23 protein-coding genes are annotated in these 24,266 nt (G+C 68.2%); 11 read left to right on the top strand and 12 right to left on the bottom strand.

Going from position 1 to position 24,266, the window contains the following annotated elements; all coding sequences use genetic code 11:
• Position 1: 1 nt before the first annotated feature.
• From FHR37_RS20600 to FHR37_RS20610, 3 genes are all read right to left on the bottom strand, one after another.
• Entirely contained in the window at positions 2 to 2,455 is a 2,454-nt protein-coding gene (locus tag FHR37_RS20600; RefSeq protein ID WP_175542779.1) for a protein kinase domain-containing protein, read from the bottom strand.
• A 145-nt stretch (positions 2,456 to 2,600) separates the two neighbouring features.
• A complete protein-coding gene (locus FHR37_RS32620) occupies positions 2,601 to 3,125 on the bottom strand; it encodes a DUF429 domain-containing protein (protein WP_202818348.1) in 525 nt (174 codons plus the stop codon).
• A 359-nt stretch (positions 3,126 to 3,484) separates the two neighbouring features.
• Complete coding sequence (locus FHR37_RS20610) at positions 3,485 to 4,489, bottom strand: MASE1 domain-containing protein (RefSeq protein WP_092888531.1); 1,005 nt, start codon at positions 4,487 to 4,489, stop codon at positions 3,485 to 3,487.
• Positions 4,490 to 4,598: 109 nt separating this feature from the next.
• Here FHR37_RS20610 and FHR37_RS20615 point away from each other — a divergent pair, with 109 nt between their 5' ends.
• A complete protein-coding gene (locus tag FHR37_RS20615; protein WP_092888333.1) occupies positions 4,599 to 5,864 on the top strand; it encodes an amidohydrolase in 1,266 nt (421 codons plus the stop codon).
• A 37-nt stretch (positions 5,865 to 5,901) separates the two neighbouring features.
• Entirely contained in the window at positions 5,902 to 6,471 is a 570-nt protein-coding gene (locus tag FHR37_RS20620; RefSeq protein ID WP_202818347.1) for an NADPH-dependent FMN reductase, read from the top strand.
• A 7-nt stretch (positions 6,472 to 6,478) separates the two neighbouring features.
• On the opposite strand, the gene FHR37_RS20625 is transcribed toward FHR37_RS20620, so the two are convergent.
• From FHR37_RS20625 to FHR37_RS20640, 4 genes are all read right to left on the bottom strand, one after another.
• Entirely contained in the window at positions 6,479 to 7,123 is a 645-nt protein-coding gene (locus tag FHR37_RS20625; RefSeq protein ID WP_092888327.1) for a trimeric intracellular cation channel family protein, read from the bottom strand.
• A gap of 102 nt (positions 7,124 to 7,225) precedes the next feature.
• A complete protein-coding gene (locus tag FHR37_RS20630) occupies positions 7,226 to 9,346 on the bottom strand; it encodes an ABC transporter substrate-binding protein (RefSeq protein WP_092888324.1) in 2,121 nt (706 codons plus the stop codon).
• 145 nt (positions 9,347 to 9,491) lie between these two features.
• Positions 9,492 to 10,235, bottom strand: a complete 744-nt coding sequence (locus tag FHR37_RS20635; protein ID WP_092888321.1) for a helix-hairpin-helix domain-containing protein — start codon at positions 10,233 to 10,235, stop codon at positions 9,492 to 9,494.
• Positions 10,236 to 10,363: 128 nt separating this feature from the next.
• Complete coding sequence (locus FHR37_RS20640) at positions 10,364 to 10,816, bottom strand: winged helix-turn-helix transcriptional regulator (RefSeq protein WP_092888318.1); 453 nt, start codon at positions 10,814 to 10,816, stop codon at positions 10,364 to 10,366.
• 91 nt (positions 10,817 to 10,907) lie between these two features.
• Between FHR37_RS20640 and FHR37_RS20645 the strand changes: the two genes are divergently transcribed.
• From FHR37_RS20645 to FHR37_RS20655, 3 genes are all read left to right on the top strand, one after another.
• Positions 10,908 to 11,501 (top strand): dihydrofolate reductase family protein, encoded by a 594-nt coding sequence (locus FHR37_RS20645; protein WP_092888315.1) that lies wholly within the window; start codon positions 10,908 to 10,910, stop codon positions 11,499 to 11,501.
• Positions 11,498 to 12,121, top strand: a complete 624-nt coding sequence (locus FHR37_RS20650) for an NAD-dependent epimerase/dehydratase family protein (protein ID WP_237769058.1) — start codon at positions 11,498 to 11,500, stop codon at positions 12,119 to 12,121. Before FHR37_RS20645 ends, FHR37_RS20650 begins: the two co-directional genes overlap by 4 nt.
• A gap of 320 nt (positions 12,122 to 12,441) precedes the next feature.
• Entirely contained in the window at positions 12,442 to 12,825 is a 384-nt protein-coding gene (locus FHR37_RS20655; protein WP_092888312.1) for a PPOX class F420-dependent oxidoreductase, read from the top strand.
• Between the two features lie 67 nt (positions 12,826 to 12,892).
• Here the strand turns inward: FHR37_RS20655 and FHR37_RS20660 are convergent, their stop codons facing one another.
• The 4 genes from FHR37_RS20660 to FHR37_RS20675 form a co-directional block, all read right to left on the bottom strand.
• Positions 12,893 to 13,504 (bottom strand): GOLPH3/VPS74 family protein, encoded by a 612-nt coding sequence (locus FHR37_RS20660; RefSeq protein ID WP_092888528.1) that lies wholly within the window; start codon positions 13,502 to 13,504, stop codon positions 12,893 to 12,895.
• A 138-nt stretch (positions 13,505 to 13,642) separates the two neighbouring features.
• A complete protein-coding gene (locus FHR37_RS20665) occupies positions 13,643 to 14,452 on the bottom strand; it encodes an ABC transporter permease (RefSeq protein WP_092888309.1) in 810 nt (269 codons plus the stop codon).
• Positions 14,449 to 15,459, bottom strand: a complete 1,011-nt coding sequence (locus FHR37_RS20670) for an ATP-binding cassette domain-containing protein (RefSeq protein ID WP_202818346.1) — start codon at positions 15,457 to 15,459, stop codon at positions 14,449 to 14,451. The genes FHR37_RS20665 and FHR37_RS20670 overlap by 4 nt, the downstream gene beginning before the upstream one ends.
• Before the next feature lie 267 nt (positions 15,460 to 15,726).
• The gene (locus tag FHR37_RS20675) at positions 15,727 to 17,115 is read right to left on the bottom strand and encodes an MFS transporter (RefSeq protein WP_092888303.1); all 1,389 of its coding nucleotides are present in this window, start codon (positions 17,113 to 17,115) and stop codon (positions 15,727 to 15,729) included.
• Positions 17,116 to 17,208: 93 nt separating this feature from the next.
• Between FHR37_RS20675 and FHR37_RS20680 the strand changes: the two genes are divergently transcribed.
• Positions 17,209 to 17,886: a TetR/AcrR family transcriptional regulator gene (locus FHR37_RS20680; RefSeq protein WP_092888300.1), complete on the top strand. Its 678-nt coding sequence runs from the start codon at positions 17,209 to 17,211 to the stop codon at positions 17,884 to 17,886.
• A gap of 8 nt (positions 17,887 to 17,894) precedes the next feature.
• On the opposite strand, the gene FHR37_RS20685 is transcribed toward FHR37_RS20680, so the two are convergent.
• Positions 17,895 to 18,881: a nucleoside hydrolase gene (locus FHR37_RS20685; protein WP_092888297.1), complete on the bottom strand. Its 987-nt coding sequence runs from the start codon at positions 18,879 to 18,881 to the stop codon at positions 17,895 to 17,897.
• Positions 18,882 to 19,238: 357 nt separating this feature from the next.
• On the opposite strand from FHR37_RS20685, the gene FHR37_RS20690 reads away from it, so the two are divergent.
• Genes FHR37_RS20690 through FHR37_RS20710 form a run of 5 tightly spaced genes read left to right on the top strand, consistent with a single transcriptional unit; the run spans position 19,239 to position 24,231 of the window.
• The gene (locus FHR37_RS20690; RefSeq protein WP_092888294.1) at positions 19,239 to 20,534 is read left to right on the top strand and encodes an ABC transporter substrate-binding protein; all 1,296 of its coding nucleotides are present in this window, start codon (positions 19,239 to 19,241) and stop codon (positions 20,532 to 20,534) included.
• Positions 20,527 to 21,453, top strand: a complete 927-nt coding sequence (locus FHR37_RS20695; RefSeq protein ID WP_092888291.1) for a carbohydrate ABC transporter permease — start codon at positions 20,527 to 20,529, stop codon at positions 21,451 to 21,453. The genes FHR37_RS20690 and FHR37_RS20695 overlap by 8 nt, the downstream gene beginning before the upstream one ends.
• Positions 21,440 to 22,336, top strand: coding sequence for a carbohydrate ABC transporter permease (locus FHR37_RS20700; protein WP_092888287.1), 897 nt, complete (start codon positions 21,440 to 21,442; stop codon positions 22,334 to 22,336). The genes FHR37_RS20695 and FHR37_RS20700 overlap by 14 nt, the downstream gene beginning before the upstream one ends.
• Positions 22,337 to 22,360: 24 nt before the next feature.
• Positions 22,361 to 23,257, top strand: coding sequence for a Gfo/Idh/MocA family protein (locus FHR37_RS20705; protein ID WP_092888284.1), 897 nt, complete (start codon positions 22,361 to 22,363; stop codon positions 23,255 to 23,257).
• A complete protein-coding gene (locus FHR37_RS20710; RefSeq protein WP_092888282.1) occupies positions 23,254 to 24,231 on the top strand; it encodes a Gfo/Idh/MocA family protein in 978 nt (325 codons plus the stop codon). The genes FHR37_RS20705 and FHR37_RS20710 overlap by 4 nt, the downstream gene beginning before the upstream one ends.
• The last annotated feature ends 35 nt before the right edge of the window (positions 24,232 to 24,266 follow it).

Consider the following 24,266-nt stretch of genomic DNA (forward strand, 5'->3'; position numbering starts at 1 on the left):
ACTATCCCCACCGTTCGGCGGCCGCGCTGAGCTCAGCCGGCGGGACATCGTCGATGTCGGCAGAGCTCGGACGGTGCCGGGTGTACCGCAGACGTTCGGCCGCGAGGCATGCTCTGCCCAGCGCTGCCCGGACGTCGGCGGCGCTGTTCCCACTGCACTTCACGCCGTAGAAGAGCACCGCGTTCGTCAGCGTCACGGCTGCCGCGTAGACGGGGAGGTCCGTCGCGACCCCGACGTGCATGCACACCAGGATGACCGCGACCGTGAACGTGTAGAACGTCGACGACGGCGCCCACCGGCAGAACTCCTCCAACTCGGCGATCCGGCCGACCGGCACCGTGGACAGGCCCGACCTTCTGGCCTCGGTCACGGCCGCCCGCGCGAACTTCCGGCAGGTCCAGTTGCACAAGGACGTGACCACCATCCCGACCGTCGTACACACCGGCCACCATGCCTGCTGGATCAAGGTGGTCGGCACGACGAGCACGAACCCCACGACCGACGACAGGCGCATGTGCACTTCGGCGAGGACGGCGAGCCTGCTCAACCGGCCCTGCCCGAGCCCTGCGACCAATGGAGTGAGGCCGGCGAACAGGTTCTGGTAGTAGCGCGCGCAGACCAACAGGAAGCTCAGGCACACCATTCGAGCCGGCAGGTTGGTCACCGGATCGGGGATGCGATAGTCCGAATGTCGCAGGTCGTCGAGGTACGGAAAGGTGTCCGGCGACGCGCCGGTGACTCGGCTCAGTGCGGTGACGGCCTGGTTGCCCCAGTCCCAGCCGAGATCCCGCGCCCACCACCAGAGGACGACCGTGGCCGCGAGATACCACGCCGCACCCGACAGCCAGGCCCAGAACACAAGCCAGCGTACGTGCATCCCTCGAGCCGGATCCCGGTAGAGACCCTGGCCCCTACGGACCTTCCACAGCCGCCACTGCCTGCCGGGTGCGCCCGACAGCGGCCGGAACAACCCGAGCAGATCCGCCAGCGGGCCCGGGGCCGTCGAGCGATCGCTCCGCGCCGCCTGTACCCCGGCGAGTTCCTCGTCCAGCAGAGTGCGCAGCTGCGGGTAGAGCGGCTCGGCCGGATCGGGCCTGAACAGTGACAGCCGATGCGCCGGGTCACCGTCGACGAGATCCTCGACGAACCTCGCCAGGATCGGGGTTTCCGCGTACAACGAGTCCGGCACGTAGCCGTCCTGGTGGCGTCTCGGCGCCGCGGCGGTGACGAGAAGCCGGCCGAGGGAGAACAGATCCGAGGACTGCGTGCCGTTGCCGCTGCGGCGTACCTCGGGTGCGACGTAACCCGCGTCGGGCCCACCCTGTCCGGCGACCGCGTGCACGTACAGGTAGTTGACGCCGAGATCTATCAGTACGTACTGACCGCTGTCCGCGTTCACGATGATGTTCGACGGCGACAGGTCGCAGTGCCGCAGGCCGACTCTTTCCAGGTCGGCCAACGCTGCCAGGAGTTCTCGTCCGACCTCCTCGAGCAGGTCGACGCGGACCACCCGCTCCTCCGACGCCTTCCGCCGTTCGAGCGCGCGGTCCCTGTACCGCTTCGGCACCAGGCGAAGCGGCCCCGACCGCCGGGTGGGTGCTTCCTCCGCACGGCGAGCCAGGTGTTCGGCGAGCGTCTCCCCTTCCACGAAGTCCATCAGGATCCAGCTCGGGCTGCTGGCCCACACCCGCACCACGTGCCTCAACATCTCGGTGGGCTGGCCGTACCGGGCCATGTAGTCGTCGGTCGAACGGACCACGCTCGCCGAACGCAGGAAGGGATGGAGCAGGCACTTCAGCGCGTACTTGCTGGCCCGGCCGTGCACCTCCTCCGCGGTCCCGGAGAGGATGAACGACGTGGTGCCGTGCCGATGAAACGCGAGCTCGTCGAACCTCGCCTTCTCCCACTCCTTCCAGGTCGGCCGCTCGTTCGCCGCTGTCCGGCTGTAGCCCGAGTCCCCAGAGTCTCCTGAGTCCCCAGAGTCGCCGGCACGCCCCCCTTGCGGGCCGTACAACGTGCGGATCGCCGCGCGCACGACAGGCTCGGCCACCAGCGACTTGCAGAGTGCGTCGCAACCATGGGTTGACGTCGCCGAGGCAGCGTCGATCGGCGTACGCGCGTGCCGAACCTCGTCGGAGTGACGCAGTGAGACCAGCGTCAGCAACGTGAAGCCGACGTGGCCGAGCACCGAGCCCAGGTGCTCCTCCGGCCGGGTCGTCAGGTCACGAGCCGCCGTCCACCACCGCTGGAGGTCCTCGATGACGTCGGACCAGGGACGCTCGAACCGAACGAGGAAACTGGACGCGTCGGTCGGGAGGTCCATGAGCAACCGTCTCCACTCGTGGCTGCTCCACGAACCCAACTCGGCCTCCGCCGCACGGCCTTCGCTCGGATCCGCGTGAACGAGCCGGAGAACGGTGGAGAACCGCTCCTCGGCCGTGGTGCCGACGGTCATGACCTGACCGCCACCGTGAGCCGAGGCGCCGTACGGACATCCCCCACCGTCGAACCTCCCCATGAGGTGGCGTCGTGGCTGCAGGAGCTTACTGATCTTGGCGGTGCGCCTGCAAGCACGCGACGACAGCCGGTGACCGTGCGAGCTACCCGTGCAGTGCGTCGATGGAGGTGGACGGAAGGGCGATCCAGCCCTCGGTCCTGGCGACGGAGGCGTGCTCTTCGGGCACCGGCTCGACCAGACCCTTGCCGACGGCACGCGCGGTCATGGCTGCGATCACCGCGTCGAAGGCGTCGTCCGAACGCCGGCAGAGGTCCTCGCACTTGCCGAGGCTCAGCCACGGTGCCGCGGTCAGGAGCGCGTCCACCGAGGCGCGGAGGTTGTCGACGTTCTGCGCACGCTTGTAGCCGCGGGAGGGAAGGCCCCACTTCTTCAGGGATGCCGCCGGATAGACCTCGGCCACAGCTCCCGCCCCGGAGCGATCCACCGACTGCCCGTCCCGGGCCAGTTGCGCGAGCAGCCCCGCGCATCGCATCGCGGTGTGCCCGATGCGATCCGCGGCGACGCTCAGCGGCAACAGGCCGGTCGTGTCGTGCGTGACGATGTCTGTCGTACGCAGCGCCAGCCGGCGGCGCCCGTCCCGGCCGGCGAACTCGTGCGGGTCGGCCACGTCGCCGCGCCAGCCGGCGGCGCCCGTCCCGGCCGGCGAACTCGTGCGGGTCGGCCACGTCGCCGGCCTGATGCGCGGTGACGAACGCGACGAACGGCTCCGGCCAGCCGAACGGGCAGTCGATGCCGGCCTTCTCCGCCTCTCGAAGACCTTCGAGGACCAGGACGTCGTCGGCGCCGAGTTCGACTCGGCGGACCGAAGCTGCCTCCGGTGACCAGTCGATCCACGCCACAGCCGTCTTCGCCGGCTCCGCAGCCAGGTCGATCCCTACGGTGAGCACCCGCCCATGCTACGGATGGCCGGCAGCGAAAGAAGACCACGCTGTCGTGCAGTCCGCCCCTGGACGCCTTAGCTCGTGGTCATGACCGCTTGCTCGTGGTGCGCTCCTCGGCCCACTGGCGCAGGTGGGAGGGCTCACCCGGACGCATCGCCTGGTCGATGTGGTCGATGACGTCACCGAGTTGCCCGCAGGCGCGTTCGAGTTCGGCCTGCATCCTCATGCGTTCGGTGACGGCGACCGAGAGCAGGAGAGCGGTCAGGGCGATCGACCCGTTGAACAACTGCAGGATCGTCATCGTTTCGGACTGGTTCTTGCCGTCGAAGGCGCCGTATCCCACCACCGCGGCGTGGATGGCCATCGCCGAAGCGAGGAGTCCCACCGGCGCCGCACCGGGTAGCTGGAAGCGCCAGGCGGCCCACACGAGCAGAGGGAATGCCACGAAGAGGACGCCCAGTGACTTCTCGGTGAACAGCATCAGCCCGAACGTGGCCACCATCAACATCACGAACTCCGCAAGCCGGGCAGCGTCGACATAGCGGTACCGGCGCCACGAAAGCTTGACCATGGTCAGCAACAGCGGCGCGACGACCAGAACACCCATGGCATCTCCGGTCCACCAGGTCAGCCAGGTGGGGAGGAAGGTGCCGAGTGACACCACGCCGGTGGACAGCAGAAGCGTGGTCCCCACCGTGGAACTGATCAGCATGGCGGAGAGCGCGCCGAGGAACACCAGCGCCAGTGCGTCCTTCAGCCGGTCCAACTCGTTCCGGAAACCGACCCTTCGCAGCATCCAGAACGCACACAGACATGCCAGTGTCGTACCGAAAGCGGTGGGTATCGCCGCGATCAACGGTCCGGTGAACACGTTGACGATCGTGGACCCCAGCAGGATCCCCGGCCACATGTCGACCCCGAGGGTGAGCAGCGCAACCACCGCGACCCCGGTGGGCGGCCAGAAAGGACTGGTTCCTCCCCGATCGAGCCCGATCACCAACCCGAGCTGCGATGTGAGGCAGATGGCGGCCGCCAGGGCGAGGTTCTGGAGAACGACGAGCACGTCTCGTCGAGGCTTGCGGAACTTCATCGCCGTTTCACGGTACTCCTCGGTGAAGGCGGGCCCGTCAGACCACCGGTTCGGGGCCACCGGATGGGTAGGTCGGATGGCAACGCAACCGCCCGATGAAAGGGGCACTATGGCGGGTACGTCGGCTGTGCGGTCCGTCCTTGCCGGGCTGAGTGACACCCGGGACTGGCAGCAGGATCTCTACCGGGATCTTCATCGACACCCCGAGCTGTCCCACCAGGAGAGGCGGACTGCCGGGAAGGTCGCCGAGCGGCTCGGCAGAGCAGGATTCGACGTACACGAAGGCGTCGGAGGAACCGGTGTCGTGGGCGTGCTGCGCAACGGCGACGGCCCGACGGTGCTGTTGCGCGCGGACATGGACGCCCTGCCGGTACGCGAAACCACCGGGCTGTCGTACGCCAGCACCGCTACGGTCGCCGACGACGGACGCGGCGAGGTACCGGTCGCCCATGCCTGCGGACACGACCTGCACGTGGCCTGCCTGCTCGGCGCCGCGACACTGCTGGCCGACGGCGCCGGGCAGTGGAACGGGACGCTGATCGCGCTGTTCCAGCCTGCCGAGGAGGCCGGAGACGGCGCCAAGGGCATGGTCGACGCCGGTCTGACACAGCTGATCCCGACACCGGACGTGGCGTTGGCCCAGCACGTGTTGCCGGCGCCGGCCGGCGTCATCGGCACCCGCTCCGGGCCCGTGCTGTCGGCCGCCGACAACGTCCGGGTCACCGTGCACGGCCACGGCGGCCACGGTTCGATGCCGCAGGCGACGGTGGATCCGGTGGTGCTGGCCGCGATGATCGTGGTCCGGCTCCAGACCGTCGTCTCTCGCGAGACGCCGCCGGACGAGACAGCGGTCCTGACGGTCGGCAGCATCCAGGCGGGGACGAAGAGCAACATCATCCCCGACTCGGCCGAACTGCTGCTCAACGTGCGCACCTACAGCGAGCAGACCAGGCGGCGAATTCTGGACGCCGTACGCCGCATCGTCACCGCCGAGTGCGTTGCGTCCGGGTGCCCGCGGGAGCCCGACTTCGAACTGTTCGACCGCTATCCGGTGACCAGCAACGATCCCACCGCGACCGACCGGGTGACGCGCGCCTTCACGGAGGTCTTCGGCGAGAAGGTGCAGACGATCAAGCCGCAGACCGCGAGCGAGGACTTCAGCGACATCCCTTCTGCAATGGGAGTTCCGTACACCTACTGGGGGCTCGGCGGGATCGACGAGGACAGCTACCAGCGGGCGGCCGCCGCGGGGCGCGTCAGCCAGGACATCCCGGTGAACCACTCGCCGAAGTTCGCCCCCGTCATCCAGCCCACGCTCGATGTCGGAACGTCGGCACTGGTCGTGGCCGCCATGGCCTGGCTGGCGACCGGCTGAGGCCACCGGCTCACCTGCCGTCGGAAAGGAGATCAGCGTGAGGACGTACAGGGTCGGGTACTTCGTCGGCAGCCTCTCGTCCGCCTCCATCAACCGGATCCTCAGCAAGGCGCTGATCCGGCTGGCTCCGCGAGACCTCGAGTTCCACGAGATCCCGATCGGCAACCTGCCGCTCTACAGCCCCGACTTCGACAGTGACTTCCCGCCCGAACCGAGGGCCCTCAAGAGCGCGATCGCCGCCTCGGACGCGATCTTGTTCGTGACGCCGGAGTACAACCGATCCATCCCGGGGCCGCTGAAGAACGCGATCGACTGGGCCTCGCGGCCCAGTGGGAACAACTCGTTCGACCACCTGCCCGCGGCCGTCATCGGGGCCTCGCCCGGCAAGATCGGGACAGCCCTGGCCCAACAGGGCCTGCGCGCTGTCCTGGGTTTCTGCAACGCCAGGCAGATGACCGCCCCGGAGGCCTACATCACCTTCCAGCCCGACATGTTCAGCGCCGACGGTGACGTCTCCGACGAGACCACAGCCACCTTCCTCGCCGACTACATGCGCGAGTTCCGGGTCCACATCGAGCGTGTGCTGACCGTGATCCCGCGTCCCTGAACGAACCTCATCGTTCCGGTTCGTCGTCGGTCTGTCCTGGTGGCCGGGGCGCGTTCAGGCCGTACCGAACACCGACCATGCGGATGGCGAAGCAGGCGACGGCCGCGCCCACGGCCGCGGGTATGCCGTAGACGCCGAAGCGGATGGTGAGAACGGTGATGGTCGCCGCCACCAGGGCCGGAATCGCGTACAGCTCACTACGAAGCACCGTCGGGATCCGCTGCAGCAGGACGTCGCGCAGCGTCCCACCCCCGACCCCGGTGATCGCGCCCAGGATGACCGCCTGGGCAGGACCCAACCCCATGTCGAGGGCCTTGCTGGCACCGGTGACCGCGAACAGGCTGAGCCCGGCCGCATCGAAGACCACGATCAGCCCGGACAGCCGGTGCATCCGATGGCCGAACCCGAAGGCGATCAGGCTGCCCGCGGCGGCGACGGCCAGGTAACGCCAGTCGCTGAAGGTGGCCGGCGGCAGGTAGTCGATGAGGACGTCGCGGATGATGCCGCCACCGAGTGCGGTGATCATGCCGAGGGTGACGATCCCGACAATGTCCAGCCGGGCGACCCGTACCGCGGTCAGGGCCCCGTTGAGCGCGAACGCGAACGTTCCCGCCAGGTCCAGGGCCAGCAGCAGCGGATTCTCGGTGGTCACCGAAGAGTTCTACACCGGCCCGGGGGTGCCTCACGCGCGCTCGGTCGCCGCGTACGGTGAGCACCCGCCAATGCTGGGAGTCTGCCCTCGCCGGGAAGACCGTCAGGACGACTTCCGTTTGGCAGGGTCGGACCAGTACCACGACTCGGGGTCGTAGACCGCGGGCAGTGGGTGGGCCCAGGTGAAGGGTCCGCCGCCCTGCGCGAGCTCGGTTCGCAAGGGCACGTTGGCCAGGTCGGCGTTCTGGTAGACGATGATCGGATAGTTGGCGACCGTGCCCTGGTAGAAGAGCCCGTCGCTCAGGTGGATCTTGATCATCTCCCACACGGCCCGGTACCGCTTCATCGTGTCCGGCTCGGTCCGCGCCGTGGCGAACAACTTCCACAGCCGGTCGATCGGTCCGCCGGATTCGGGTTTCACCCGTGGCGGGGTGCGTTTCCACGGATCGAGGTCGGCCTGCTTGCGTTCCTGCGGAGTGCCCTGGAGCTGCCACCACTGCCCGTGCAGGGGCGCCCAACGACTCGTCTCGATGGGGACGAACCACCAGGGTCCGGTGAGGTGGTCGGGGCCGTCGCCGACGTCCCACGCCGACTGGCTCATCAGCTTCCCCGTGGCCCACTGGTCCTGGAAACTGGTGGGCGGCACCGGGTTGAGGGCGACGTGGATGCCGATCTTCTCCCAGTCCCGCTTGAGCAGGTTGTTCTTGCGCTGATGTTCTTCGGAGGCGCCCGCGGGGAAGTCGATGCTCAGCTTCAGCGGCCGGCCGTCGGGGCGTTCCCGCCAGCCGTCGCCGTCGGCGTCCACGACCCCGAGTTCGTCGAGGAGCTTCTTGGCCTTGGCCGGGTCATGAGCGACGTAGCTGTCCCGCCAACGCTCGTAGAAGCTCTGCCCCTCCTTGTTCACCTGGTACTCGATCGCCATCGGACTGTAGGTGCCGGTGGTCTTCTCGCCGGTGTTGAAATAGATCGACTTCTGCGCCTCGGCACGATCGAAGGCATGCGACAACGCCTGTCGAAACCTGGGCTCCCGGATCAGCTTGCGGACCTGCGGATCCTGGTAGTCGTAGTTGAGGAAGAACACCGAACCCGACGCCGAACCGCTGTCCCAGAAATGAAGTTTGGTGCCGCTTCTGGACTGTGCCTGCTTCAGCCCGGCGGCGTCTCCCATCGTCAGGCCCAGGAAGTACCCGTAGGTGAAGTCGCACTCGCCCTGCTGCAACTTCAGCTTCGCAACCTGAGGATCCTGTACGGCGGTCATCGTCAGCGTGTCCACGTAGGGGAGCTGGTTGCCCGCCCGGTCCACACACCAGTAGTAGGGGTTGCGTTCCCACCGCACCGCCTGACCCTCGTCGTAGGTGCGGACCCTCCACCCGGTCAGCGTGGGGCAGTCGGGGTTGGTCAGGAAGTTCGACTTCTGGTCGTGCGCGGTCGGCCACGTCTGGCCTTTGATGCTCTTGTTGTACGCCGGATGCCAGCGCTTGAGGTAGTGCTTGGGCAGGAACCAGTCCACGCCCTGCTCGGGCGCGTTGACCAGGTTGGCGAGGTAGAGCGGCAGCAGCGGAGTCGGCGCGTCGAAGCGGAGTACGAGCGTCAGGTCGTCCGGTGCCGTGAGGCTCATGGGTGTCCCGTTCCCCGACCGCGCGGAGTCCGGGACCATGGACGGATGGTCCTTGTTCTGCACGAGGTCGTGCCACCAGTACACCGCGTCGGCGCTGGTGACCGGCTGACCGTCGGACCACCGCAGGCCCTCGCGCACGTGCAGCGTCCACTCCGAGGCGTCGTCGTTGGACGACCAGCTCTCCACCAGGCCCGGCGCGATGTCCAGGCCGTCGTTGAGCCATCGAAGCGGCGAACGTCCGTACATGTACTCGAAGCTGGACCCGTCGGTGGTGGCGGTCGTGATCAGCCGCATGTTCCCACCGTAGGAACCGGTCTGGGTCCACCGGTGCGGAATGACGTACGGGTGCTTCGGCAGCCGCTGCGCGACCGGCGGCAGCTGACCGGCACGCATCTTCTCCCGAAGCGACGGCGCCTCGTGCAGTTGCTTCGGTGGACTCAGCGGCTTCCGCACCGACCCCTTGGCCACCCGCTTCGGCGTCGGACTCGGCGCGCCGGCCTCACCGCGGTCGGTGGTGGAACAGGCTCCGAGGCTCACGCTTCCGGCCAGCACCGCGCATCCGTACAGGAAGCGGCGCCGGGCAGGGCCGGTACTCCTTGCAGACATGCTGCGAACACAAGCACACCGGCCGCGACCACCGCCACCTCACGTCGGGCACCGGTCGCGGCCGGTCCCGGCCTCATCTCACCTGGACGCGGCGATCCCAGATCCGTCTCGGTGCGGATGGTGGAACAGCGCAGGACGGAGTTGGTCAGTAGCGGAGGAAGACCGCGCGCTCGCGGAGGCCGTCGACGATCGGCGCCGGCAGGCTGGTGTAGGCGCCGAGCTCGGCCACTCCACCGAACCCGCCCGCCGCTTCGCGGGCACGGACGATCTCCTCGGCGTACTCCGGAAGCAGCTCCAGCATGTCAACCATCGCTTGCGCGCTCGCGTGGTTGACATCGACCAGGCCGCCGTCGTCGTACGCACGGTTCGGCAGGTCGGGGCGCCCGATCCGAAGCTCACGTGCCATCCCGGGATCCTTCTCCACCAACGTGCGGGCCTCCGCCCGCCGAGCCCGCGCGTGCTCCACCTGCGCGACGGCCGCCATGGAGTGCCAGTCGGACGCGCCGACCTGGCCGCGGCGGCCGGTGTCCCCGAACACCTCACGCCGCAGCCGGAACGACTGGATGGAACCCGCGATCATCGCGGCCAGCAGGAGCGTGAAGGCCGGTCCGTAGAAGTACGAGTCGGTCGAGTCCGAGTCGGGCCCTGCCGGGGCGAGCATGATCAGGAGGAACGCCAGTGTCGTCGCGGCACCGGTGGCGAGCGTCCAGTACAGCAACGCCTTCCGCCGCAGGTTTGTCCAGGCATGCAGCACTGGTACCCAGCTGAGGAGGCCGAACAGGTAGATCGGCAGCAGTGCCCACAGCCAGCTACCCACGACCACGTACCACGCGGTCCTGGCCGGCAGCGCCGGCTCCTGGCCGGGGGCCGGTGAGTCAGTCGAGTACACCGAACTTCCTGTCGTGTTGATGTGGCCCAGCGGCTGCGGCCGGGCAGAGGTCGATCTCGGCACAGTATGACGTCGACGCCAGGTCAGCGCATCCGCATCAACCTGCCGTGAAACCGGGGCCGAGGGCGTCAGTTCGCCGCGCCGGGTCCGGGAAGCAGGTCGATGTCGTCTGCGTGCATCGGCTCGCCGCAGTGTGCGCAGCGCAGGTCGACGTGGCTGATCTCACCGCACGCGTGGTGGCGGTAGAGCACCGGCGGTCCGGCCTTTCCGGCAAGCCACTTGTCGCCCCAGCCCACCATCACCATCAGCAGGTCGAAGAGTTCGGCGCCCTTCTCGGTCAGGACGTACTCGTACCGCGGTCGCGCGTCGTAGGGCCGGCGCTCGAGTACGCCATGGTCGACGAGGTGGTTCAGTCGTTCGGTCAGGACCTTGCGCGAGATCCCGAGGTCGGCCTGGATCTGCTCGAATCTGGTGAACCCGACGTAGACGTCCCGCAGCACCAGTGGCGACCAGGGCTCGCCGATGACGTCGAGCGTGCGCGCGATCGAGCACGCCATCTCACCGAAGTCCGTCCGTTGCATGACGACAATCTAGCACTTCGGGGTTCCCTCAGGGAACTCTGAGCTGCTATGGTCCTCTGAGTCTCCTGAAGGAACCGAGGAAGGAAACACCATGAGCAAGGTCATCGTCGCGCTGTCGGTGTCGGTCGACGGGTACATCACCGGTCGCGATCCCGGAGCCGGCCGCGGGCTCGGGGACGCAACGATGTTGTTCGACTGGTACTTCAACGGTGACACCCCGAGCCAGGTGTTCGACGGGTTCAAGCTGAGCGAGGCCAGTGCCCGCGTCTTCGACGCCGCCGCCGGACGGGTCGGCGCCACCCTCGCCGGCCGCAACACCTACGACGACTCCGGGTGGATCAACGGCGGTACGCCGCACCCGGACGCGCCGCTGGTCGTACTCAGCCATCGGCCGATAGCCGACCTGCCCGAGCGCCAGACGCTGGTCACGACCGGGATCGAGGACGCGGTCGCGGCCGCGAAGGACGCGGCCGGCGGCAAGGACGTCGGCCTCATGGGCGGCGGCGTCGCGACCGCGGCCCTGGCGGCCGGCCTGGTCGACGAGGTGATCCTGCACCAGATCCCGATCCTGCTCGGCGGTGGCCGGCCCTTCTTCCAGTCGCTCCCCCAGCACGTACGCCTCGAACTCGTCGAGGCCGTTCCGGCGCCCGGCGTCACCCACCTGCACTACAAGGTGCTCCGGTGATCCTCGTCACCGGAGGGCTGGGCATGATCGGCGCCCACACCGCCCGCGCACTCGTCGACCTCCGTCAAGACGTCCTTGTCACCGCGCACCACCGCACCGACGTCCCGTCGTTCCTGGCCGGAAAGGTCACCGTCGAATCCCTCGACGTCACCGACCGGGACGCGTTCCTGGACCTCGGCAACCGCCACGACATCAGCGACATCGTGCACCTCGCCGGCACGATCCCCGGCGACGATCCGGTCCGCTTCTTCCGTACCGACACGACGGGTTTGCTGAACGCACTGGACGCCGCCCGCACGTGGGGCGTCCGCAGGTTCGCCGTCGCCAGCAGCCTCGGTGCGTACGTCGGCCGTACGGAAGCCCGCTGGCACGAGGAACTCGCGTTGCCCACCGTGGAGTTGCCACACCCGATCATCGCGTTCAAGAAGGCCGTCGAGCCACTCACCACGCACAGCCTGCAGGGCAGCGGCGTCCAGCCGGTCGTACTCCGGATCGGCAGCACCTGGGGACCGCTCATGGACCCCGAATCCCCGTTCAACCCCATCCCGCCGTACGTCAGCGCCGTGCTTCGCGGCGAGGAGCCGAACCCGTTGTACGCCGACGACGGCGGCGACTCCTGACGACGGCGAAGACGCTGCGGTACGACACCTACAACGTCTCCAGCGGCCGGCCGTTCACCAATAGCGAACTCGCCGACGCCGTGCAGGCATTCACTTCTGGTCCACCCCTGAAGCTGTTACCAGGAAGGCAGAACGGGCCGGGTGAGAACCCCTACCTCGACATCACCAGGCTCACCCGACACCGGCTTCACACCGGCCTTCGACCTCGCCGCGGCCGTCGGCGACTACGTCGCCTGGCGCACCGGCAACCCCCGCTGAACCCACGATCTGTTGAATCCACCGACCAGCTGAATCGTCAACCCCTGCTGAAGGAGCACACCATGCTCGATCCCGACGTTCGCCGCGTACTCGACGGCCCCTCGTTCGCTCACCTCGCCACCGTCCTGCCCGACGGCTCGCCGCACAGCACACCGGTCTACGTCGGCGCGCACGGTGAGCACATCGTCTTCTTCACCGGCCCCGGCGTACGCAAGGAACGCAACCTGCGCCGCGACCCTCGGGTGGCGCTGTCCATCACGCCCGTCGACAACCCGTACCAGCCGGTCGCCATCCGCGGCCGGGTCGTGGAATGGATGGACGGCGACGCGGCGTGGGAGATCATCGACCAGCTGGCGATGAAGTACACCGGCACGCCCTACCCACGAGAGCAGGAACGCATCGTCGCCGTGATCGAGCCCGAACGACAGACCGTCGGCATCGGCTGACCGGCACGCCACGCGACGGCGCCCAAGTCCCACCCGGTCAGTCAGCTCGAACGCCTCCGTACGAACGTCACTGGGGGTCTCGCCAGACGTTGTCGTAGGCGGCTTCCTCGATGGCTCGTCGCTGTCGTTCCAACTCCAACTGGTGTTCGGCATCCTCCACGGCGGCGAGCACCGCCGCCACGGAGTCGTCGACCGCTCCTGGGGGCAGCGTCGTCCGCCGGTCGCGGATCCCGAGGGCGATGGCGAGTTCGGCGAGGACGGGTTCTTCGGACTCCCAGCGGGCCGTCGCCTCGTCGCGGGCAGGTGAGTCGGCCAGCACCAGGAGGCCGGTCCTGAACGGATTCCGGTGACGACTGGGTTGTCGGGTCAGCTCACCTTCGGTCTGCAGGCCGGACACGTAGACCATGGCGAGGCCGCGACCTCTGCGCCACAACCAGGCGTCAACCGACTCGTACGGCGCTTGTCGGACAAGGGACGAGGAAGCGCCCTCCAACAGCCGATCACCTGGCGCCGGTCGGCCGGTCGGCACGATCTGCTCGCCGTCCAGCCTGACGGCCTGCGCCTGCAGGAGGTCGATCAACTCGGCGCCCGCGAGCGCAAGCGACAGGTTGCCCGGCTCCACAGGGTGACCGGACATCACGTCGATGACGACGATCAGCAGGTCCCGCGCTGTGGACATCGAGGGCTCCAGGCCGACGGACACGCTTGCTCTGGACCATTCAACAGGCCGTACCGCCGAAATACGAGAGCCGAGTGGTAGTCGATCTTCCACGCGGGGTTGGGCAACTGCGAGTTGCCCGGGGCCATGCCGTCGGCGTCAACGGCGGCTTGCCCGCTGGAACTGGCGTACCGACAGGGGCACGAACACGAGCAGGATCAGCACGACCCACAACAACGTGTAGACGACCGGGTGCTGCAGTGCCCACGAGTCCGGGACCGGGCCACGCGGGTCGACGTTGCCGAACAACTGCCGGGACGCCTGGGTGACCGCGGAGACGGGGTTCCACTCCACGAAGACCCGCAGGCCGCTCGCGAAGGACTCGGTGGGTACGAACGCGTTGGACACGAACGTCAACGGGAAGATGACGATGAACGACGCGTTGTTGATGACCTCCGGGCTCGGCACCAGCAGCCCGACGTAGGCCATCACCCAGCTGATCGCGTACGCGAACAACAGCAGCAGGGCAAAGGCGAACAGCGCGTTCAGAACCCCTTCACGGATCCGCCAGCCGATCAGCAGACCGGTGGATCCCATGATGATCAGGGACATCACGTTGTACGCGACGTCGGAGGTCGTACGCCCGGTGAGCACCGCCGACCGCGACATCGGCAACGAGCGGAACCGGTCGATGATGCCCTTCTGCATGTCCTCGGCCAGGCCCGCACCGGTGAAGGTGGCGCCGAACACGACCGTCTGGGCGAAGATGCCGCCGATCAGGAACTCGCGGTAGGGCACCGCGCCGCCCGGATCGATGGCACCGCCGAAGACGAAGGCGAACAGCAGCACGAACATGATCGGCGAGATCAGTACGAACACCAGAATGTCGGGAACGCGCTTGATCTTGATCAGGTTGCGGCGGGCGACGATCCACCCGTCCACGACCGCTCCGACGGGTCCGGTGCTCATCGCGCCACCTCTCGTGGTTGCTTGCTTCGATCGGGCCCGTCGGAGCCGGTGGAACTCGCGGACTCCGCCGCCTCCTCCTCGGCCGCGTGCCCGGTGAGGCTCAGGAACACGTCGTCGAGGGTCGGCCGGCGCAGGCCGACGTCGAGGATTCCCACGTTGGCGGACTCGAGGTCCTCGAGCACCCGCCGCAACGCCGGCGCGCCGCCGGCCACCGCGACGGTGAGGGCACGGCCGTTGTCGTCGATCTGCACTTCACCGACGGCGACCGCGGCCAGCGCCTCGCAGGCCCGGGACCGGTCGGAGGCGTCGGCGAGCATGAGTTCGATCCGTTCGCCGCCGACCTGTGCCTTCAGCTCGTCGGCGCTGCCGTGCGCGATGGCCCGGCCGTGGTCGATGACGAGGATGTCGTGGGCGAGGCGGTCGGCCTCCTCGAGGTACTGCGTGGTGAGGAGCAGCGTCGAGCCCGCGTCGACCAGGCTGCGGATGACGTCCCACATCTGCTGCCGGGCGCGGACGTCCAGCCCGGTGGTGGGTTCGTCGAGGATGAGTACGGGCGGCTCCGCGACCAGCGCGCCGGCCAGGTCCAGGCGCCGCCGCATCCCGCCCGAGTAGGTCTTCGACGGCCGGTCTCCGGCGTCGGCCAGGTCGAACTGCTCCAGCAACTCCCTCGCCCGGCGGCCGGACTTCGCCTTGCCGAGTCCGTAGAGCCGGCCGACCATCTCGAGGTTCTCGTAGCCGGTGAGGTATTCGTCGACGGCGGCGTACTGTCCGGACAGTCCGATCCGCGAGCGCACGCCGTCAGGGTCCTTGCGTACGTCGACTCCGGCGACCTCGGCGGTCCCCTCGTCCGCGTCCAGCAGCGTGGCCAGGATGCGGACGGCGGTCGTCTTGCCGGCGCCGTTCGGCCCCAGCAACGCCAGCACCCGCCCCTCGGGAACGGTCAGGTCGAGGCCGGCCAGCGCCTCGACGTTCTTGTACCGCTTCACCAAGCCGGCGGCACGAATCATCTCTGTCACTGTCCGGCCCTTCCCGCGAGCTCCGTTGGTCGGTAGGCGTCGGCGTCCTCACCCATGCCAGACCTCTCGTCAAGTGGGGCTTGACGAGAGGTCTGGCATTCGACTCGCGTCGAAGGATTCTATAGGCGTGGTCGGCGCAGGGGCATCGACATTGCTGCCGGTTAATGTCTCCCGCGAGCGACCCGTGCGGCATGAATCACTGGCCGACCAGGGCGAAATGTGGCGATCGAGCTGCGGTAATTCATGCGGGTCGCTCGGTCAGTGCACCGGCATCGTCACGGCCTCCGGCGCGGGCCGCCGTCCCGGAATGAGCCCGCCGGAGACGATCGCCCCCACCAGCGCGGCGCCGGCCGCGACGGCGAACGCGGTGGTGTAACCGCCCACGGCCTGGGTGGCCAGGCTCGCTGCCGCGACGCTGGAGGTCACCGCGGCTCCGATCGACGCGCCGAACTCATGGAACGTACTCACGATTCCCGAGGCCACGCCGGCCTCGTGCGGAGCGACCTGCCCGAGCGCGGTCGCCGAGGCGACCACGAACAGGCTGCCGATTCCGGCAGCGCCGACGCTGACCCCGATCACCACACCGATCGTGGTGGGTGTGAATGCCGGCACCGCCAGGCCGACCGCGGCGACGGCCAGGCCGACCATCGCGAGGGTGCGGCCGCCGACCTGTCCGATGATCCGTCCGCCGGCCTGCGCGCCGACCATCGTCGCCACCGCGACCGGCAGGAACAGCAGCCCGGTGACGAGCGGCCCGAGCCGCGCATGTCCTTGCAGGTAGAACGAGCCGAGGAAGAACACCGCCACCATCAGCGCCGTACCGATCGCGATCACGAACGTGCCCGCGACGACCGGACGCCGGAACAGCAGGCCGAGGTCCATCAACGGAGCTGCCGCCGTCCGCTGCCGCCAGCCGAACAACAGGTAGAGCCCGACACCCACGGCGAACAGGATCCAGGTGCGCGGGGCCAGCCACCCGGCCTCCCCGGCGCCGATCATCGCGTAGATCACCGATCCTGTCGCGGCCGTCACCAGCAGCGCCCCGAGCACGTCGGCGCTCCTTCTCCGACCGGCCTGCGCCGCCGGGAGTGCGGGGAGCACCCGCGCGAGGACGACGAACACCGCAAGGCCGATGGGGACGTTGACGAAGAACACCCACGACCAGCCGGGACCGGCGGCCAGCAGTCCGCCGACGAGCACTCCCACCGCGGCGCCACCGCCGCCGAGAGCAGACCAGATGCCCAGCGCGCGGTTTCGTTCCTCGCCGTCGAACATCCGCACCACCACCGACAACGCGGACGGCGAGAGCATCGCCGCACCGAGGCCCTGTCCGACGCGGCCGGCCAGCACCATCACGTCGGTCTGCGCGGCGCCGGTGGCGAACGACGCGACCGTGAACACGGCCAGGCCGAGCAGCACCATCGTCCGCGGCCCGATCAGGTCGGCGATCCGCCCACCCAGCAGCATCAGGCCGCCGAAGGTCAGCGTGTACGCGCTGACCACCCAGGTCAGCGCCTGCCGATCCAGCCCCAGCTCGGCTCCCATCAGCGGCAGCGAGATCGCCACCACCGTCACGTCCAGGATCAGCATGAACTGCGCGATCCCGAGCAACGCCAGCACCTGCCAGCGCCTGGGGTAGCTGCTCATGACCCCTCCCTCTCCATAAGTCAAGCACGTGTGTACGAGTTACAGGCGCTAGAGTAACTCAAACATGCAAGTACGATTTCCGGAGTGAGGAAGATGCCGGCAAGACAGCGGGCAGGCACGCCGAAGCGCGGTACGTCCAGGGGCGGCGCGTCTTCGGCCCCCGAACGGCGGCGCGGCGCGAAGAACGTACGCGCGGACGCGCAGCGCAACCGCACGGCGATCATCCACGCGACCGTCGAATCACTCCGGAACGACTCCGACGCCTCGGTGGCCGACATCGCGGCCGCGGCCGGAGTCGGGCGCATGACGCTCTACGGGCACTTCAAGACCCGTGCCGAACTCGTGGAAGCAGCCCTCGTCGACAGGCTCAAGCGGGGCGAGGAGGTCCTCGGCCAGGTCGACCTGGACCGTGACCCGCACGACGCCTTCGTCGCACTGATCGACTCCAGTTGGACACTGGTCGACCAGTCACGTGCACTGCTCGCGGCGGCACAGAAAGAACTGCCGCCGGCCCGGATCCGCGAACTCCACCACAAGGCCGAAACGCGCGTGCGAGACCTGCTCGAACGCGGGCAGCGAGAGGGCGCGTTCCGCACCGACCTGCCGGTGAGCTGGCTCCTCGCCACCACGCACGTCATCATCCACGGCGCCGCCGACGAGATCGCCGCCGGACGGCTCACCCCCGAGGCGGCTCCCCGCTACATCAGCGCGACTCTCCTGTCGGCATTCGAGCCGTCGGCCCCCGGCATGAAGCCTCCTGCGCGCCGGTAGCTCCGGCGCTAGGGGGCGCTCGTACTTCTTGCCGGGCCCGGAGCGAACGCCTCGAGGAGCACCTCGCGAAACACCGGGGCTGAGGCGGCGAAGGCCACGGTTGCGTTCGCCGGCTCCGGTGTCCACGGGCGCGTGTCGACGACCAACTGGCCCAGCGTCTGCTCGCCGGTCGTCTCGACCGACACCGGATGGCGGCCCGACGAAGTGACGACCTCGGGACGGAGCAGATAGGCGATGCACAGCGGGTCGTGCAACGGTGCCGACGCTTGGCTCTTGTGGCTGTCCGGCGTCTGATCCTGCCTGATGCGATGCCGGAGCATCGCCGCCGCCGTGGAGCCCGCGGTCGTACCCAGAGCGTCGAACGCGTCGCAGTCCGCCAGTGTCATGGATGCGCTGTGGGTCGCGTCCAACGGGACGACCACGATCTCGCGGAGGCCGGCGGAGAACACGGTGCGCGCCGCTTCGGGGTCGACCCAGAGGTTGAACTCCGCCGTCGCGGTGACGTTGCCGCTCACCCGGGCGGCCCCGCCCATGAGCACGAGGCTGTGGATCCGGGATGCCAGCCGGGGTTCGGCGATGAGCGCGAGCGCGACGTTGGTCAACGGTCCGGTCACGACCAGAACCACGTCGGCGTTGGCGGGATCCGAGAACGTGTCGACGAGCATGCGTACGGCCGAACTGTCCTGGACCGGCGTGACCGACGGCGGCAGGTCGAGGTGGGCGACCTGGAAGTCGGGGTTGCCCGCGTTCAGGACGTCGCGTGGGATGGGGAAGTCCGGCCGCACGAACGGCCGCGCCGCGCCGGCATGCACAGGCACCGCGGCGCCGATGTGGTCCAGCACCCGCAGCGTGTTCTCCGTCGTGTTGGGCAGTGCGACGTTGCCGTTCACGGTCGACACGGCCAGCAGGTCGAGGTCCGGGTGCAGTGCCGCGAGCATGATGGCAACCGCGTCGTCGGTGCCCGTGTCGCAGTCGAGCACGATTCTGGTCGTCATGCCGGGGTTCCCTCGCTTCTCCGCTGTCGGCTCCCGCTGTCAGCCCGCGTGATCCGGGTCGGACCATCATCGGCGACCCGCCCTGGCACGTCGAGCAGGTTTCGCGCGCACTCGCCCCGTACGGGGCGAGGACCGGGCCAACCTCGGGCGGGGCCCTTGACCAGCCATGGACTGATCATCCACAATCGGCCGAATTGGTAGATACCACCGTTCGTCAAAGAGGTCGAATGGTCGGGACCGGCCGGGGAGTTCTCACCGGCGTCGACGCTCTATTGGTACGGACCACACTCTGACGCCGGCGAGGCAGGCCGTCCACGTACCGACGTCATCACAGCCGAACTCTCGGAAGGTTTCCCCATGTCTGGACCAGGTCATCTCTCCCGGCGGCGCTTCGTCGGGATGGGCATCGCCGCGGCAGGTCTCGGCGGGCTGGCCGCGTGCTCCAAGGGCTCCTCGTCCTCCGGCGGGAAGGTCACGCTGCGGTTCTCCTACCTGTGGACCGGGCAGGAGGCGAAGGCGCTGGAGAAGGTGATCGGCAAGTTCAACAAGAGCCAGTCCAAGATCACCGTCAAAGGGGTGTCGAACCCGGACGCGCAGGCTCAGCTCGCCGCGATGACCGGGAGCAAGGGCGCCTTCGACATCTCCGACAACTTCGGGAGCGCCACCGGCGCCTGGGCGGAGAAGGGCGTCATCAAGTCGCTCGACGACTACATCAAGAAGGACTCGTTCGACCTCGGTGACTTCACCGACTCCTCGATGGCGCAGTGCCGGTACAAGGATCAGGTCTACCAACTGCCGATCGCGGTCAACAACTCCGCCCTTTTCTACAACAAGAAACTGTTCGCCGAGGCTGGTGTGCAGAAGCCGCCGACCACGACCAGCGAGTGGGCCGAGGCGATCGGCAAGCTGACCAGGACCGACAGCAAGGGACGGTTGACGCAGCTCGGGCTGGCCGGCGCCAGCGGTGCGGGAGCCGACTACCGGCTGCTGGGCGTCACCCATGGGGGCAGGTGGTACGACAAGGGGAAGCCGACGCCCGAGAACCCGGGCAACATCGCCGGCGCGAACTTCTACGTCGACAGTGTCATCAAGAAGTACGGCATCAAGGAGATCGAGCGGTTCGTGTCCGGCTTCGGTGACTACCAGTCGCCGCAGAACCCCTTCTACCAGGGCAAGTTGGCGATGGTCGTCGACGGCGAGTGGCAGCCGTCGTTCATCAAGAACTTCGCGCCCGACCTGGAGTGGGGCGTCGTTCCGGTGCCGTATCCCGACGACAAGCCGGAGCTGGCCAAGACCAACCTGGTCGCGCCGGGGACGTTCTTCATCCCGAGCAACAGCCAGCACCCGGACGAGGCCTGGGAGTTCATGAAGTACCTCGTGTCGAAGGAGGCGATGCTGTCCTTCACCAAGGCGCTGTCGAACCTGCCGGCGCGCACGTCGCTCCTGAAGGACCCGGCGTACACGTCGATCGAGAACTTCGACCTCTTCCTCGACCTGCTGGCCAGCAAGAACGCGACCTCGATCCCGAGCGAGCCGAGCCTGGCGCAGTACACCGCCGACCTGGCCACCGCCGACGACAAGATCACCAGGCTGACCAAGACCCCGGCGCAGGCCTACGCGGATGTCGCCAAGGCGGCCAAGAGCTATGGCTGAGGCCACTCTCGCCCGGCGCACGCCGGGCCGGCGGCGGCCCGCGCTGGCCGGGTTCGCGTTCTCCTCGCCGTGGATCATCGGACTCGTCGTCTTCATGGCCGGCCCGATCCTGGTGTCGCTCTACTACAGCTTCACCGAGTTCAACCTCTTCCAGTCACCGCGCTGGGTGGGGTTGGACAACTACGCGACCCTGGTGAAGGACCCGAAGTTCCTGGGGTCGGTCTTCAACACCGCCTATCTCGCCGTCATCGGCGTACCCCTCGGACTGGCGTTCGCGCTGCTGGTCGCCCTGGCGCTGAACTTCCCCGTCAGGGGGCAGCCGCTGTACCGCGCGATCGTCTACCTTCCGGCGATCGTGCCGGTGGTGACGGCCAGCTATCTGTGGCGCTGGGTCTTCAACGCGCAGTACGGATACCTCAACCAGGTCATCGGCCGGATCGGGCTGCCGCAGCCGAACTGGCTGGCCGATCCGGTCTGGACCAAACCAGCGGTGCTCCTCATCACCTGGTGGGGCATCGGCGCCACCGCCGTGATCTACCTGGCGGCCCTGAAACAGGTGCCACAGCAGTTGTACGAGGCCGCGGCCGTCGACGGTGCGAATGGCTGGCAGCGGTTCTGGTACGTCACCTGGCCCGCACTCACCCCCGTGACGCTGTTCCAGCTCGTCATGGGCGTGATCGCCGCGCTGCAGATCTTCGCCCCGACGTACCTCCTGACCCAGAGCAGAGGCAACGCGGCCAACGGTGGCCCGGGAGACTCCTTGCTGACGTACACGATGCACCTGTTCCACAACGCGTTCGTCTTCCTCAAGATGGGCCAGGCCGCCGCGATGGCCTGGATCCTCTTCCTGGTCATCGGTCTGCTGACGTCGCTCATCCTGCTGACCTCGAGGCGGTGGGTGCACTATGGCAGCGAGTGACGTGCTGCGAGCGGACCGGCCGGCGACGGCGTCCGGCACCGGGCCGGTCCTCCGGCCGCGTCGGCAGTATCTGGGCCGGCGGCTGACCCATCACCTGATCCTGATCCTCATCAGCCTGGCCTTCCTGGCGCCGTTCCTGGTGATGATCACGACGGCGTTCAAGACCAGTGGCGACATCTTCCGGGTGCCGCCGAGGTTGCTGCCGGACCACTGGGTGCTGGGCAACTTCGCCGAAGCGGTCCAGGCGATGCCGTTCCTGCGGTACCTGGCCAACACCGTTCTGCTGGTCGTTGTCAACGTCGCCGGAACGCTCATCTCCTGCCCGCTGGTGGCGTACGGGCTGGCGAAACTGCACTGGCGGGGCCGCAGCACGGTCTTCGGCACAGTGCTCGCCACGATGATGCTGCCCGCCCAGGTGACCTTCATCCCGCTGTACCTGTTGTGGGATCGCCTCGGCGCGGTCGGAACCCTGTGGCCGTTGATCATTCCGGCGTTCTTCGGCTCGCCGTTCTACATCTTCCTGCTGCGGCAGTTCTTCACCGGTGTGCCCGACTCGCTCCGGGAGGCCGGGCTCATCGACGGTGCCTCGGAGTTCCGGGTGTATCTGCAGTTGATCCTGCCGCAGGCGAAGGCCGCGATCGCGACGGTGGCCGTCTTCCAGTTCGTCGCGACGTGGACGGACTTCCTGCTGCCGTTGATCTATCTCAACAGCCAGGAGAACTACACGCTCTCCATCGGCCTCTACAACTTCTTCGGTGAGCACGGTGTCGCGTGGGGTCCGCTGATGGCGGCCTGCCTGGTCTTCACCCTTCCCGCGCTGGCGATCTTCATGGTGGCGCAGCGCTACTTCGTCCAGGGGATCAGCGTCACCGGCATCAAGTGACTCTGCTCAGAAAGGAATCAATCGATGATTCGTGTCGGCATCGTGGGCACCAACACCTCCCACGCCGGTGTCTTCGCCGGACTGCTGAACGGGGTGGACGGTCGCCCGCCACGTGTCGAGGGCGCGCGCGTCGTCGGCGTGTGGAGCAGCGGCAAGGAGGGGTTGTCGGGGATGCACTCCTCGGCGGCCGAACTCGCGGCGGCGTACCGGATCGACCAGGTGGCGACGGAGGTTGCCGACCTGATCGGCGCCGTCGACCTGGCGCTGATCCTGGACGATCTGGACGGCGGGGCGCTGCATGCTGAGCTGGCGCGGCCCTTCCTCGAGGCCGGTGTGGCGACGTACGTCGACAAGCCGATGGCGCTCACCGTGGAGGATGCTGTCGGGCTGTTCGACCTGGCCGAGCGGAACGACACTCCGCTGATGAGCTGTTCGGCCCTCCGCTTCGCACCCGAACTCGATGTCTTCCGCCAGGACGGCGGCGAGGAGCTCAGCACGTTGGTCAGCGTCGGGCCCGGCGACTGGTTCAACTACGGCGTCCACGCGGTCGAGGCCGCGCTCGCCGTCCGCGGGCCCGGGGCGAAGCAGGTGCGGCAGTTCGCCGGCAGCGATCGCGACATCACCGTGATCGAGGACGACTCCGGGCCACGGGTGGTCATCGGCACCCTGCGAGACGCCAATACCGGTTTCCACCTCACCGGGTACGGACCGCAGGGAGTCGTACAGACCGAAGTGGCCGACTACCAGTCGTTCTACGCCAACACCATGTCGGCTGCGGTGGGAATGGCCCGGACCGGGACAGCTCCGATCGACCGGCAGGCGACCCTGGAGGTGCTCGCGATCCTGGCGGCCGGACAACGCTCGGCCACCACTGGCGACGCGGTCCGCCTGTCCGACGTGATGCCTGGAGGGACCGCATGAGCGTCCAACAGCCACGGATCGGTGTGGTCGGAACCGGCAGCATCGGCCGTGCCCACCTGAACGCCTACCGCCGGGCCGGCGTGGATCCCGTCGCGGTCGCCGACGTCGATGCGGCCGCGATCGAGGCAGTTGCCGCGGAGTTCGGCGCGACCGCGTACACCGACATCGCCGCGATGCTCGCGGATGCCGACCTGGATGCAATCAGCGTGTGCACGCCACCATCCACCCACCAGGTCCTCGCGGTGCAGGCACTGGAGGCGAAGGTCGCGGTCCTGTGCGAGAAGCCGATGGCTCGTACGGTCGACGAGTGCGCGCTGATGGTCGAGGCCGCCCATGTCAACCGGACCTTGCTCACGGTCGGGTTCTGTCACCGGTTCCAGCCCGAGATCGAAGCAATGAAGGCCGCCATCGCAGACGGGCGGATCGGCACCGCACTCACCTTCCGGAACCGGTTCTCCGGGCCGCTCGACGGAGTGGAGTCGTCCTGGTTCTCCCGGCCGGCGATCTCCGGTGGCGGCGTACTGATGGACACCTGCGTGCACTCGATCGATCTGATCCGCTACCTGTTCGGAGAGATCGACCAGGTGCGCGCGCTGACGGCGACCACCGCCACCTCGCGCGGCCCGGCGCTGGAGGTCGAGGACAGCGCGGTGCTGTCGTTGCAGTCGACGGACGGCGTGCTCGGGGTGATCGAGGCCAGCTGGCGTACCGCACCCGGGGAGGCAGTCGTCACGGTGTCCGGCACCCACGGACGGCTGCACCTGGACTACGCCACGATGAGGTTGACCGAGGTCGACGTCGACGGGAACGAGTCGGTCGTAGAGGTCACCGGCGAGGATCGGTTCACCCGGCAGGCCAGGCACTTCCTGAGCTGTGTCGCCGGGACAGCTCAGCCGCGCGTCACGCCGACCGACGGTGCCCGCGCGATCGCCGTACTGGCGGAGGCGACCGCCTCGGCCGGTCCGCATGGATGACGACACCTGCGGTGTCGGCTTCGCCGAAACACGCC

The sequence above is a fragment of the Actinopolymorpha cephalotaxi genome (genome assembly GCF_013408535.1).
Classification (GTDB): domain Bacteria; phylum Actinomycetota; class Actinomycetes; order Propionibacteriales; family Actinopolymorphaceae; genus Actinopolymorpha; species Actinopolymorpha cephalotaxi.

Bases quoted from the DNA above. Each gene is read 5' to 3' on its own strand.
- FHR37_RS20600 (WP_175542779.1), bottom strand. From the start codon at position 2,455: ATGACCGTCGGCACCACGGCCGAGGAGCGGTTCTCCACCGTTCTCCGG.
- FHR37_RS20610 (WP_092888531.1), bottom strand. From the start codon at position 4,489: ATGAAGTTCCGCAAGCCTCGACGAGACGTGCTCGTCGTTCTCCAGAAC.
- FHR37_RS20615 (WP_092888333.1), top strand. From the start codon at position 4,599: ATGGCGGGTACGTCGGCTGTGCGGTCCGTCCTTGCCGGGCTGAGTGAC.
- FHR37_RS20630 (WP_092888324.1), bottom strand. From the start codon at position 9,346: ATGTCTGCAAGGAGTACCGGCCCTGCCCGGCGCCGCTTCCTGTACGGA.
- FHR37_RS20640 (WP_092888318.1), bottom strand. From the start codon at position 10,816: ATGCAACGGACGGACTTCGGTGAGATGGCGTGCTCGATCGCGCGCACG.
- FHR37_RS20645 (WP_092888315.1), top strand. From the start codon at position 10,908: ATGAGCAAGGTCATCGTCGCGCTGTCGGTGTCGGTCGACGGGTACATC.
- FHR37_RS20655 (WP_092888312.1), top strand. From the start codon at position 12,442: ATGCTCGATCCCGACGTTCGCCGCGTACTCGACGGCCCCTCGTTCGCT.
- FHR37_RS20660 (WP_092888528.1), bottom strand. From the start codon at position 13,504: ATGTCCACAGCGCGGGACCTGCTGATCGTCGTCATCGACGTGATGTCC.
- FHR37_RS20665 (WP_092888309.1), bottom strand. From the start codon at position 14,452: ATGAGCACCGGACCCGTCGGAGCGGTCGTGGACGGGTGGATCGTCGCC.
- FHR37_RS20670 (WP_202818346.1), bottom strand. From the start codon at position 15,459: ATGATTCGTGCCGCCGGCTTGGTGAAGCGGTACAAGAACGTCGAGGCG.
- FHR37_RS20675 (WP_092888303.1), bottom strand. From the start codon at position 17,115: ATGAGCAGCTACCCCAGGCGCTGGCAGGTGCTGGCGTTGCTCGGGATC.
- FHR37_RS20680 (WP_092888300.1), top strand. From the start codon at position 17,209: ATGCCGGCAAGACAGCGGGCAGGCACGCCGAAGCGCGGTACGTCCAGG.
- FHR37_RS20685 (WP_092888297.1), bottom strand. From the start codon at position 18,881: ATGACGACCAGAATCGTGCTCGACTGCGACACGGGCACCGACGACGCG.
- FHR37_RS20690 (WP_092888294.1), top strand. From the start codon at position 19,239: ATGTCTGGACCAGGTCATCTCTCCCGGCGGCGCTTCGTCGGGATGGGC.
- FHR37_RS20695 (WP_092888291.1), top strand. From the start codon at position 20,527: ATGGCTGAGGCCACTCTCGCCCGGCGCACGCCGGGCCGGCGGCGGCCC.
- FHR37_RS20700 (WP_092888287.1), top strand. From the start codon at position 21,440: ATGGCAGCGAGTGACGTGCTGCGAGCGGACCGGCCGGCGACGGCGTCC.
- FHR37_RS20705 (WP_092888284.1), top strand. From the start codon at position 22,361: ATGATTCGTGTCGGCATCGTGGGCACCAACACCTCCCACGCCGGTGTC.
- FHR37_RS20710 (WP_092888282.1), top strand. From the start codon at position 23,254: ATGAGCGTCCAACAGCCACGGATCGGTGTGGTCGGAACCGGCAGCATC.